At 71.6% G+C, this 11140-nt stretch carries 10 protein-coding genes and 1 tRNA gene; 10 read left to right on the forward strand and 1 reads right to left on the reverse strand.

Annotation, left to right across the window (positions count from 1 at the left end):
• Positions 1-47 precede the first annotated feature (47 nt).
• The 3 genes from STRAU_RS07425 to STRAU_RS07435 all read left to right on the forward strand — a co-directional run bounded on the left by STRAU_RS07425 (position 48) and on the right by STRAU_RS07435 (position 2511).
• Entirely contained in the window at positions 48-899 is an 852-nt protein-coding gene (locus STRAU_RS07425; RefSeq protein ID WP_037658009.1) for an SAM-dependent methyltransferase, read from the forward strand.
• A 125-nt stretch (positions 900-1024) separates the two neighbouring features.
• Positions 1025-1096 (forward strand) — tRNA-Arg (locus tag STRAU_RS07430).
• A gap of 260 nt (positions 1097-1356) precedes the next feature.
• Positions 1357-2511: a PQQ-dependent sugar dehydrogenase gene (locus STRAU_RS07435; RefSeq protein ID WP_016639641.1), complete on the forward strand. Its 1155-nt coding sequence runs from the start codon at positions 1357-1359 to the stop codon at positions 2509-2511.
• 64 nt (positions 2512-2575) lie between these two features.
• On the opposite strand, the gene STRAU_RS07440 is transcribed toward STRAU_RS07435, so the two are convergent.
• On the reverse strand, positions 2576-3232 hold the full coding sequence (locus STRAU_RS07440; protein WP_016639642.1) for an exonuclease domain-containing protein: 657 nt from the start codon (positions 3230-3232) through the stop codon (positions 2576-2578).
• On the opposite strand from STRAU_RS07440, the gene STRAU_RS07445 reads away from it, so the two are divergent.
• The 7 genes from STRAU_RS07445 to STRAU_RS07475 form a co-directional block, all read left to right on the forward strand.
• The gene (locus tag STRAU_RS07445) at positions 3231-3791 is read left to right on the forward strand and encodes a response regulator (protein WP_078621007.1); all 561 of its coding nucleotides are present in this window, start codon (positions 3231-3233) and stop codon (positions 3789-3791) included. The two genes, STRAU_RS07440 and STRAU_RS07445, sit on opposite strands and share 2 nt — an antisense overlap.
• A 182-nt stretch (positions 3792-3973) precedes the next feature.
• Positions 3974-5059, forward strand: a complete 1086-nt coding sequence (gene nrtL / locus STRAU_RS07450) for an ArgS-related anticodon-binding protein NrtL (RefSeq protein ID WP_016639644.1) — start codon at positions 3974-3976, stop codon at positions 5057-5059.
• A gap of 22 nt (positions 5060-5081) precedes the next feature.
• Entirely contained in the window at positions 5082-6473 is a 1392-nt protein-coding gene (lysA, locus tag STRAU_RS07455) for a diaminopimelate decarboxylase (RefSeq protein WP_016639645.1), read from the forward strand.
• Between the two features lie 123 nt (positions 6474-6596).
• Positions 6597-7886 (forward strand): homoserine dehydrogenase, encoded by a 1290-nt coding sequence (locus tag STRAU_RS07460; protein WP_037658018.1) that lies wholly within the window; start codon positions 6597-6599, stop codon positions 7884-7886.
• A 6-nt stretch (positions 7887-7892) separates the two neighbouring features.
• Positions 7893-8951: a threonine synthase gene (thrC, locus tag STRAU_RS07465; protein WP_016639647.1), complete on the forward strand. Its 1059-nt coding sequence runs from the start codon at positions 7893-7895 to the stop codon at positions 8949-8951.
• Positions 8952-9206: 255 nt separating this feature from the next.
• On the forward strand, positions 9207-10124 hold the full coding sequence (gene thrB, locus STRAU_RS07470; protein WP_016639648.1) for a homoserine kinase: 918 nt from the start codon (positions 9207-9209) through the stop codon (positions 10122-10124).
• 385 nt (positions 10125-10509) lie between these two features.
• A partial coding sequence (locus STRAU_RS07475) for a Rho termination factor N-terminal domain-containing protein (protein ID WP_037658010.1) occupies positions 10510-11140 on the forward strand: 631 nt, incomplete at its 3' end.

Genomic DNA, 11140 nt, shown 5'->3' on the forward strand with positions numbered 1-11140 from the left:
ACACTTGCTAAGTTGCCCTACGTTGCCGGTGAGTGATCGAACGGCCCATGGCCGACGCCCCGCAGGAGGTCCCCGTGTCAGTCTCAGACTCCGACCCCAGACTCGACTCGTCCGCCGAGATACGCGCACGGATCGACACGAGCAAGCCGCACTCGGCGCGCTTCTGGAACTACTTCGTGGGCGGCAAGGACAACTACGAGAAGGACCGCGAGCTCGGCGACCAGATCAAGGAGATCTTCCCGGGTCTGGTCGACGTGGCCCGCACGAGCCGCCATTTCCTCGGCCGGGCGGTCCGCCACCTGGCGGGGGAGCAAGGCATCCGCCAGTTCCTGGACATCGGCACGGGCCTGCCGACCGCCGACAACACCCACGAGGTCGCGCAGCGCGTCGCACCCGATTCCCGCATCGTGTACGTGGACAACGACCCGCTGGTCCTGGCCCACGCCCGCGCCCTCCTGACGAGCACGCCCGAGGGCGTCACGTCGTACATCGACGCGAACATGTACGAGCCGGAGGCGATCCTGGCGAAGGCGGGCGAGACCCTGGACCTGACCCGCCCCGTGGCCCTCATGATCCTCAACACCCTGGGCCACGTGTCCTCGTACGAGCAGGCCAAGGACCTGGTCGACCGCCTCATGGTGGGCCTGCCGTCCGGCAGCGCCCTGGTGATCAGTGACTCCACCTCCACGAGCGAGGGCATGATCGCGGCGTCGGCGGCGTACAACAAGAGCGGCGCGATCCCGTACTACGTCCGCAGCGTCGAGGACATCACCGGCTTCTTCGACGGCCTCACCCTCACCGACCCCGGGGTGACCCAGGTCACCCACTGGCGCCCCGAGCCCACGACGGACACGTCGATCGCGGTGGACGCCTACGCGGGCGTCGCCCGCAAGCCCTGACGCCCGCCCCCGCAAGCGTCCGGGGCGCCCCGCCGGACCCCCGGACGCTGCACGAATACCGGTTCCGAACGACCCCCACGAAGCTGGTAGTGTTCTACCCGTCGCCGCCACACAGCGGCCGACACGCCCCCGTAGCTCAGGGGATAGAGCAACGGCCTCCGGAGCCGTGTGCGCAGGTTCGAATCCTGCCGGGGGCACCTTGCATCAGGTGCCCAAAGACCCCGTCATCAGCGGAGACGCTGAGAGCGGGGTCTTCGCGTGTGCGCGGGCAGCAGAAGAGTGCTGTCTTGGTCTACGCCAAGTCCCCCCGCCCCAGTATTCTCATCCGTGGCCAGCGGCTCACCCTCCCCCCACCCAGGTCGCGTGCTGGCGCGGGCAACGGCCACGCCCTCACAACACAACATTGCCCCAAGCAGCTGGGTGACTTCCCCCATTCGCCGCCTCCAGGAGGATCACGGTGAAAGTTCGCACCAGAAGCTCGGCGATCATCGGCACCATCTCACTCGTCGCGTCCCTCGCCTTGGGTACGGCGGCCGCCGACGAGTCCGACGCCCCCTCGCGGGACGCGCAAGCCGCCAAGGTCGCGCTCACCAAGGTGGCCACCGCCAAGAATCCCATCGCCGGCGCCGCCGGGCCCGGTGGCACGGTCTGGATAGCCGAACGCGCGGGCACCGTACGGGTCCTGGACGACAACGGACTCGGCGCGCCCGTCCTCGACATCTCCCGCGAGACCACCACCGACGGTGAACGCGGCCTGCTGGGCATCGCGTTCGACAAGAAGTTCGCGCGCTTCTACATCTCGTTCACCAACCGCCAAGGCACCAGCACCGTGGACGAGTTCAGGGTGAAGGGCGGCAAGCTCCAGCCCCAGACCCGGCGCACCGTCCTCACCCAGACCCAGCCGTACTCGAACCACAACGGCGGCGATCTCACGTTCGGCCCCGACGGCTACCTCTACATCGCGTTCGGCGACGGCGGGGCCAGTGGCGACCCGCACGGCAACGGGCAGAAACTCGACACGCTGCTCGGCAAGCTGCTGCGGATCGACCCGAGCAGGCCGAGCGGCGGCAAGCCCTACGCCATTCCGCCCGGCAACCCCTTCGTGAAGGACCCGAGGGCCAGGGACGAGATCTGGTCGTACGGACTGCGCAACCCGTGGCGGTTCTCCTTCGACTCGGGCACGGGCGACCTGCTCATCGGCGACGTCGGCCAGAACGCCTGGGAGGAGATCGACTGGGCCCCGGCGGCGAGCAAGGGCGGGGAGAACTACGGGTGGTCCCGGATGGAGGGCAACCATCCCTTCCGGGGCGGCACGGAGCCCGCGAACCATGTGCGGCCCGTCCACGAGTACGACCGCACCGGCCTCGGCTGCTCGGTGACCGGCGGATACGTCTACCGCGGCGACGCGATCCCGGACCTCAAGGGGAGTTACGTCTTCAGCGACTACTGCGACGGCACCGTCCGCACCGTGAAGATCGAGAACGGCAAGGTGACCGACAAGGGTGACCTCGGCGTCAACGGCGGCGAGGTCGTCTCGTTCGCGCAGGACGGCGACGGCGAGCTGTACGTGTTCGACCTCGGCGGCAGCATCCATCGGATCGACCCGGCATGACAGGTACGTGACACGGGCCCCGGCCTCGCGGAGACGCCGAGGCCGGGGCCTTCACGCGGCAGCGTCAGAGCCAGGCGTCGGGCAGGGCCGCCCCGGTCGCGCGCAGGTGCCGCAGCGCCGCCGCGAACGAATGGCAGTCGAAGAGAGCCGAATGCTCCTCGCCCGAGGCCGGCTTGGGCAGGCCGAGCACCTGCCACAGGCGGCCCACGTTGGCCGCCGCCGTGGCGGGGGCGACCGTGTTCAGCCACGGGCGGACATTGAGGAAGCCCGCGGTCAGGAAGCTGCCCTTGATTTCCTCTTCGCGCGCGCGTGCCCAGCCCAGGTTCTCTCCGAGTACGACCATGTCGTTCCCGTAGGAGAGCACGGACTGCCCCGCGCAGAACGCCAGGAAGTCGCTGAGGGCTTCCGCCGGCGGGAGCCCGTCGCGGTCCACCGACTCCTGGTCGATGCCGGTGAGTTCGGTGAAATAGGCCGACAGGCGCGGGTTCATCACGGGGCGCACCAGCGCCTCGTACTCCTCGACGACCGAGTAGGCGGCCTCGGCGGTTCCGTCGGCCCCGTCGGTCGCGTCGGCTCCGTGGGCGCCACCCGCCTCGTCGGCGCGCAGGCGCAGCGCCCCGATCTGGACGATCTCGCGGAACTGGCCCGGCGCCGACCAGTTCTGCTCCAGCGCGTCCGGCCAGGTCGTGAACTCGAGGTCGAAAACAACAAAGGTCGTCATGACGGCCTTCTCCTTGCCCGGGGAGGCGGAGCCTACCCCGCCGGAGTGGCCCGTCGCGGCTCCCCCGCAAGTGGCGGAAGTAGGCAAAACCCGGACGCGATGGCGGGTGCCGACCTACTCTCGAGTTGTGCCAGGCGTGTCCGGCCGTGTGCTTGTTGTGGACGACAACAAGGTCATCCGGCAACTGATCAGGGTCAATCTCGAGCTGGAGGGCTTCGAGGTCGTGACCGCGGCCGATGGTGCCGAGTGTCTGGATGTCGTCCATCAGGTCCGGCCCGACGTCGTGACGCTCGACGTCGTGATGCCCCGCCTCGACGGGCTCCGCACGGCCGCCCGGCTCCGCGCCGATCCGCGGACGCGCGGCCTGCCGCTCGTGGTCGTCAGCGCCTGTACGCAGTACGAGGTGGAGGCGGGCCTCGACGTCGGCGTCGACGCGTTCCTGGCGAAGCCGTTCGAGCCGGCGGAACTCCTCGGCATCGTCCGCCAGTTGGTCGACCGGGGCGGCCGGGGTCCTCTCGACCGCACCCCGGACTCGTCGACGGTCCCGGGCTGCTCGTAGCCCCGGCTTCGTACGGGATCCCGGGCTGCTCGTAGCCCCGGTCTCGTACGGGATCCCGGGCCGCTCCCGGGCCGCTCCCGGGCCGCGGCCACGCGGCGCACGCCGAACCGCACGAGGCGCCCCGCCGGAAACCGTCAGAAACCCCCGAGCACCCCACCCCCCGCCTCCCATACCCTTGACCCGTGACCCCCGAAGAGCTCTCCCGTACCGTCCTGCGTGCCATGCGGCGCGCGGTGGACGCCGGAGAGCTCACCGCCACCGTCCCGGAGCGCGCCCACGTCGAGCGCCCCGGCCCCGGCGGCACCGGTGACTACGCCACGAACCTCGCCCTCCGCGTCGCCCGCGAGGCGTCCGCACCCCCGCGCCGCGTCGCCGAGACCCTCTCCGCCCGCCTCGCCGCGGAACCCGGCATCGCCCGCGCCGACGTCACCGGGCCCGGCTTCCTCAACATCACGCTCGACGCCGACAGCGCCCCCCACCTCGTACAGAAGGTCCTGGAAGAGGGTGAGCGCTACGGCCACATCACCCCGGACACCGGAGCCCTCGCCCAGCTGCACACCCCGCACGACCTGCGCGCCGTCGTCGTCGCCGACGCGGCACGGCGCATCCTCCGCTCCCAGGGCGTCCTCGCCCGCGTGACCAGCGACGAGGCCCCGGACGACGAGTGGGTGGAGGTCCTGGGCGTACGGGTCGACGGGCACGGGCACCCACCCACCCCCCTCACCACCCTCCGCCCCGTCCCGGCCCCCCGCACCCCCGACCCCCTCCGCCTCGGCCGGGACGCCGCCCGCTGGGCCCTGCTCCACCCGGCGCCCCACGACCGCCCCCGCACCTGCGACGACGACCACCTCGCCCAGCGCGAGTCGAACCCCCTGTTCCGGATCCGGTACGCACACGCCAGGACCCGCGCGCTCACCCGCAACGCGGCCGACCTGGGCTTCACCGCGGCCCCCGGTGAGGCCGGCACATCCGCACCCGGCCCCGCCGACGACCTCGCGGACGCGGCGGCGCACACCCTCCTCGCAGCCCTGGGCGACCACCCCACCGTCCTGGCCACCGCCGCCCGCCGGCACTCCCCGGACCGCCTGACCCGGCACCTCGTCCGGACCGCCGACGCCTTCCTCGCGCAGGCCCACACCGTGCTGCCGCTCGGCGACGAGAAACCCTCGGCCGCCCACCGCGCCCGGCTCGCGCTCGCCGAAGCCGCCGGGACGGTGCTCGCCGGCGGCCTGTCCCTGCTCGGCATCAGCGCGCCCGAATACTTGTGAGACGAGAAGAGTCAGAAGAGCCATGAGCCGTTCCGCCCACCCCGCAGGCCCCCGCCACGCAGACGTCCTCACCGAGGGGCACTACTCCGCGCCGCCGACCGACCTCAACGCCCTCGACCCGAAGGTCTGGTCCCGGACCGTCACCCGCACCCCCGACGGCCAGGTCACCGTCGGCGGCATCGAGGTGGCCCGGCTCGCCGAGGAGTTCGGCACGCCCGCCTACTTCCTCGACGAGGCCGACTTCCGCGCCCGCTGCCAGGCATGGCGCGACGCCTTCGGGCCGGACGCCGACGTCTTCTACGCGGGCAAGGCGTTCCTGTCGCGCGCCGTCGTGCGGTGGCTGCACGAAGAGGGGCTCAACCTCGACGTGTGCTCCGCAGGCGAACTGACCACCGCGCTCGACGCCGGCATGCCCGCCGAGCGCATCGCCCTGCACGGCAACAACAAGACGCCCGAGGAGATCGAGCGCGCCGTCGCCGCCGGCGTCGGCCACATCGTGCTCGACTCCTTCCAGGAGATCGTGCGCGTCGCCCACATCGCCGACCGGCTCGGCAAGCGCCAGCGCGTACAGATCCGCGTGACCGTCGGCGTCGAGGCGCACACCCACGAGTTCATCGCCACCGCCCACGAGGACCAGAAGTTCGGCATCGCGCTCGCCGGGGGAGAGGCCGCCGAGGCCGTCCGGCGCGCGCTGAAGCTCGACGGCCTGGAGCTCGTCGGCATCCACAGCCACATCGGCTCGCAGATCTTCGACACCGCCGGATTCGAGGTCGCGGCCCGGCGCGTGGTGGCGCTGCTCGCCGAGATCCGCGACGAGCACGGCGTCGAACTGCCCGAGATCGACCTCGGCGGCGGCCTCGGCATCGCGTACACCTCGGACGACGACCCCGCCGAGCCGCACGACATCGCCAACTCGCTGCGCGAGATCGTCACCCGCGAATGCGCGGCGTCCAAGCTGCGCACGCCCCGCATCTCCGTCGAACCGGGCCGCGCCATCGTCGGCCCCACCGCCTTCACGCTGTACGAGGTCGGCACCATCAAGCCCCTGGAGGGGCTGCGTACGTACGTCTCCGTGGACGGCGGCATGTCGGACAACATCCGTACGGCGCTCTACGACGCCGAGTACAGCGTCGCCCTCGTGTCCCGGTCGTCCGACGCCGAGCCGATGCTGGTCCGTGTGGTCGGCAAGCACTGCGAGAGCGGCGACATCGTCGTGCGCGACGCCTTCCTGCCCGCCGACCTCGCCCCCGGCGACCTCATCGCCGTGCCCGCGACCGGCGCGTACTGCCGCTCCATGGCGAGCAACTACAACCACGCGCTGCGGCCGCCGGTCGTGGCGGTGAAGGACGGCGCGGGCCGCGTCATCGTGCGGCGCGAGACGGAGGAGGATCTGCTCCGTCTGGACGTGGGGTGACACCACCCCGGTAGTACCCGGTTCGTGAAATACACGTCTCACGATCCGGACTTTGGTCAGAAACACCGTATGGGTGGGTGAGACTGGTCCCACCGTAGTTGGAGAAGGAAACGAGGTCGGATGATGCGTACGCGTCCGCTGAAGGTGGCGCTGCTGGGCTGTGGGGTTGTCGGCTCAGAGGTGGCGCGCATCATGACGACGCACGCCGACGACCTCACAGCGAGGATCGGCGCCCCGGTGGAGCTCGCCGGGGTGGCCGTCCGCCGCCCCTCCAAGGTGCGCGCGGGCATCGACCCGGCGCTGGTCACCACGGACGCGACGGCGCTGGTCAAACGCGGTGACATCGACGTGGTCATCGAGGTCATCGGCGGCATCGAGCCCGCCCGCGCCCTGATCACCACCGCCTTCGAGCACGGCGCCTCCGTGGTCTCCGCGAACAAGGCGCTGATCGCCCAGGACGGCGCCGCCCTGCACGCGACGGCCGAGCAGCACGGACGTGATCTTTATTACGAGGCCGCGGTCGCCGGCGCGATTCCGCTGATCAGGCCGCTGCGCGAGTCTCTGGCGGGCGACAAGGTCAACCGCGTCCTCGGCATCGTGAACGGCACGACGAACTTCATCCTCGACAAGATGGACTCGACGGGCGCCGGCTATCAGGAGGCCCTCGACGAGGCCACCGCCCTCGGGTACGCCGAGGCCGACCCGACCGCCGACGTCGAGGGCTTCGACGCCGCCGCCAAGGCCGCGATCCTGGCCGGCATCGCCTTCCACACCCGGGTGCGCCTCGACGACGTCTACCGCGAGGGCATGACCGAGGTCACCGCCGCCGACTTCGCGTCCGCGAAGCGCATGGGCTGCACCATCAAGCTCCTCGCCATCTGCGAGCGGGCCGCCCACGGCGGCTCCGTGACCGCCCGCGTGCACCCCGCGATGATTCCGCTCAGCCACCCGCTGGCGAGCGTCCGCGAGGCGTACAACGCCGTCTTCGTGGAGGCCGAGGCCGCGGGACAGCTCATGTTCTACGGCCCCGGCGCGGGCGGCGCGCCCACCGCGTCCGCCGTCCTCGGCGACCTCGTCGCGGTCTGCCGCAACAAGCTGGGCGAGGCCACCGGGCCCGGCGACTCCGCGTACACCCAGCTGCCCGTGAGCCCCATGGGCGAGGTCGTCACGCGGTACCACATCAGCCTCGACGTGGCCGACAAGCCGGGCGTGCTCGCCCAGGTCGCGACGGTCTTCGCCGAGCACGGCGTATCGATCGATACGGTCCGTCAGACGGGCAAGGACGGCGAGGCATCCCTCGTCGTCGTCACCCACCGCGCGCCCGACGCCGCCCTCAGCGGCACCGTCGAGGCGCTGCGCCGACTCGACACCGTGCGCGGTGTCGCCAGCATCATGCGGGTTGAAGGGGAGTAAGCAGCAATGACCCACCAGTGGCGCGGAATCATCGAGGAGTACCGGGACCGCCTCCCGGTCTCCGCCACCACGCCGGTCGTGACGCTCCGCGAGGGCGGTACGCCGCTCGTGCCCGCGGCTGTGCTCTCCGAGCGCACCGGCTGCGAGGTCCACCTCAAGGTCGAGGGCGCCAACCCGACGGGGTCCTTCAAGGACCGCGGCATGACCATGGCGATCACCAAGGCCAAGGAGGAGGGCGCGAAGGCCGTCATCTGCGCCTCCACCGGCAACACGTCGGCGTCCGCGGCCGCCTATGCCGTACGCGCCGGGATGGTGTGCGCCGTCCTCGTGCCGCAGGGCAAGATCGCCCTCGGCAAGATGGGCCAGGCCCTCGTCTACGGCTCGAAGATCCTCCAGGTGGACGGGAACTTCGACGACTGCCTGAACCTCGCGCGCGGCCTTTCCGAGAACTACCCGGTGGCGCTGGTCAATTCGGTCAACCCGTTCCGCATCGAGGGCCAGAAGACGGCCTCCTTCGAGATCGTGGACGCCCTCGGCGACGCGCCCGACATCCACGTCCTGCCGGTCGGCAACGCGGGCAACATCACGGCCTACTGGAAGGGCTACAAGGAGTACGCGGCCGACTCGGTGTCGACGCGGGCGCCGCGCATGTGGGGCTTCCAGGCATCCGGTTCGGCGCCGATCGTGCGCGGCGAGATCGTCAAGGACCCCTCGACGATCGCCACCGCGATTCGCATCGGCAACCCCGCGTCGTGGCAGCACGCGCTCGCCGCGCGCGACGAGTCGGGCGGCTTCATCGACGAGGTGACGGACCGTGAGATCCTCCGCGCCTACAAGCTGTTGGCGTCCCAGGAGGGTGTCTTCGTCGAGCCCGCGTCCGCCGCGTCCGTGGCCGGTCTGCTGAAGGCCGCCGAGCAGGGCAAGGTCGACACGGGCCAGCGGATCGTCTGCACGGTCACCGGCAACGGCCTCAAGGACCCGGACTGGGCCGTCGCGGGCGCCCCGCAGCCGGTCACGGTCCCGGTCGACGCGGCCGCCGCGGCGGAGCGCCTCGGCCTGGCGTAACGCCCAAACCTCTCAACTCCCCACAGGGGGTGCACAGGGGGCTCGCGACACGCATCGTGCGCCTCCTGTGCGCCCTATGTCGCCGCAGAACCTTCCTTCGATAGGCTGTAGCCAACCCACCCCGCATATGCCGCCGCATATGCCGTGGTGCCGCCCGCGGAGGCGGCCCTCGGGTGCTGCCGTTCCTCGTCGGCCGAGTGCTGGTCGAGGCGGCAAGTCCTCCACAAATCAGAGCTCAAGGAGAGTCGTCGAGCGATGGCCGGTCCTGCGTTCCGCGCCGCCGCCGTCAGGGTGCGCGTGCCCGCCACCAGCGCAAACCTCGGCCCGGGCTTCGACGCCCTGGGGCTGGCGCTGGGGCTCTACGACGACGTGGTGGTCCGCGTCGCCGACTCCGGCCTCGGCATCGACATCGCGGGCGAGGGCAGCGAGACCCTGCCGCGCGACGAGTCGCACCTGCTCGTCCGCTCCCTGCGGACCGCCTTCGACCTGCTCGGCGGCCAGCCGCGCGGCCTGGAAATCGTCTGCGCCAACCGCATCCCGCACGGCCGCGGCCTCGGCTCGTCCTCCGCGGCCATCTGCGCCGGCATCGTCGCCGCCCGCGCCGTGACCATAGGCGGCGACAGCAAGCTCGACGACGCCGCCCTCCTGGAGCTCGCCACCGAGATCGAGGGCCACCCCGACAACGTCGCGGCCTGCCTGCTCGGCGGCTTCACGCTGGCCTGGATGGACGGCTCCGTGGCGCGCGCCATCAGGATGGAACCGGCGGATTCCATCGTTCCGGTGGTTTTCGTCCCCGGAAAACCCGTGCTCACCGAAACCGCCCGCGGGCTGCTCCCGCGCACCGTCCCGCACGTGGACGCGGCCGCCAACGCGGGCCGGGCGGCCCTGCTCGTCGAGGCCCTGACCAGGCGCCCCGAGCTGCTGCTGCCCGCCACCGAGGACCGTCTGCACCAGGACTACCGCGCCCCGGCCATGCCGGAGAGCGCCGCCCTGGTGGAGCGGCTGCGCGCCGACGGCGTGCCCGCGGTGATCTCCGGCGCGGGGCCCACGGTCCTCGCGCTGGCCGAAGACAGTGCGGCCGACAAGGTCGCACGACTGGCGGGGGAGGGCTGGGCGGCCAATCGCCTGGCGCTCGACGCCACCGGAGCGAGCGTGCTGCCGCTTGCGCCCTGACGCGGGAGCGGCACACACGCGGTGTCCGGATTTGGAGAGGGGGAATGTTTGTTGGATCCGGTAGTGTTAATCTCAAGTCTGCACCCGACCTCACCATGGCGAGGTGCTTTGTGTCCCCGTCCGGGACATCCATCCTTCCGGGAGCCTCCAAAACTGCTCTGTGCCCCGCACTGAGCGGTGTCGAGCACGCTCCGGAACCGGCGTGACCCAGCCGAGTGACCACCGCACCTCAGTGGCCGGGCACAGGGAAACGCCACATCTGTGAACTCTTCCGCCGCGTTGGCGGACCACCGCCCCGGCACGGTCCACACACCAAGGACCGCCGGACAGCACAACCGGTCGCCGAGCCAGACAGGCCGACGTCCGCTCCAGGGAAGGACCCTTCGTGAGCGACACCACCGATCTGATGGGCGTGACTGCCGACACGCCCGCCACGGACGCCTCTGCGGCGCCTGCCACCGGTGCTTCGGCCGGGTCCCGGCGGCGCCGCGGCACCGGCCTCGAGGGCATGGTGCTGGCCGAACTGCAGCAGGTCGCATCGGGCCTCGGAATCAAGGGCACCGCGCGGATGCGCAAGAGCCAGCTGATCGAGGTCATCAAGGAGGCGCAGGCCGCGGGCGGAGCGCCGGCGAAGAGCGCTCCGGCCGCCTCGGCGGACGCCGAGACCAAGCCGAAGCGCCGCGCCACCTCCAAGGCGCGCACCGGCGAGGCGGCCGACAAGGCCGCCGCGGCCAAGCCCGCCAAGGCCGACGAGGCCGCCGCGGAGCAGCCGAAGGCCGCCCAGCAGCAGATCGACATCCCCGGCCAGCCCGCGAGCGACGACAAGTCCGCCGCCGGGCGCGGCCGCCGCCGCGCCACCGCCGAGGCCGGCAGCCCCGAGACCGTGACCGCCGAGGCCAAGGGCCAGGGCGAGGCGAAGGCCGAGGCCGGCGCCGTCAAGACCGAGGCCGAGCCGAAGACCGACCGGGCCGACCGCGGAGACCGGGGCGAGGCCGGCGACGGCGACGGCCGGCAGG

Source organism: Streptomyces aurantiacus JA 4570 (assembly GCF_000414115.1).
GTDB classification, from domain to species: Bacteria; Actinomycetota; Actinomycetes; order Streptomycetales; family Streptomycetaceae; genus Streptomyces; species Streptomyces aurantiacus_A.

Coding starts and splice junctions, on each gene's coding strand:
- STRAU_RS07425 (WP_037658009.1), top strand. CDS start 48: ATGGCCGACGCCCCGCAGGAGGTCCCCGTGTCAGTCTCAGACTCCGAC.
- STRAU_RS07445 (WP_078621007.1), top strand. CDS start 3,231: ATGACGGCCTTCTCCTTGCCCGGGGAGGCGGAGCCTACCCCGCCGGAG.
- STRAU_RS07440 (WP_016639642.1), bottom strand. CDS start 3,232: ATGACGACCTTTGTTGTTTTCGACCTCGAGTTCACGACCTGGCCGGAC.
- lysA (WP_016639645.1), top strand. CDS start 5,082: ATGAGCCGTTCCGCCCACCCCGCAGGCCCCCGCCACGCAGACGTCCTC.
- STRAU_RS07460 (WP_037658018.1), top strand. CDS start 6,597: ATGCGTACGCGTCCGCTGAAGGTGGCGCTGCTGGGCTGTGGGGTTGTC.
- thrC (WP_016639647.1), top strand. CDS start 7,893: ATGACCCACCAGTGGCGCGGAATCATCGAGGAGTACCGGGACCGCCTC.
- thrB (WP_016639648.1), top strand. CDS start 9,207: ATGGCCGGTCCTGCGTTCCGCGCCGCCGCCGTCAGGGTGCGCGTGCCC.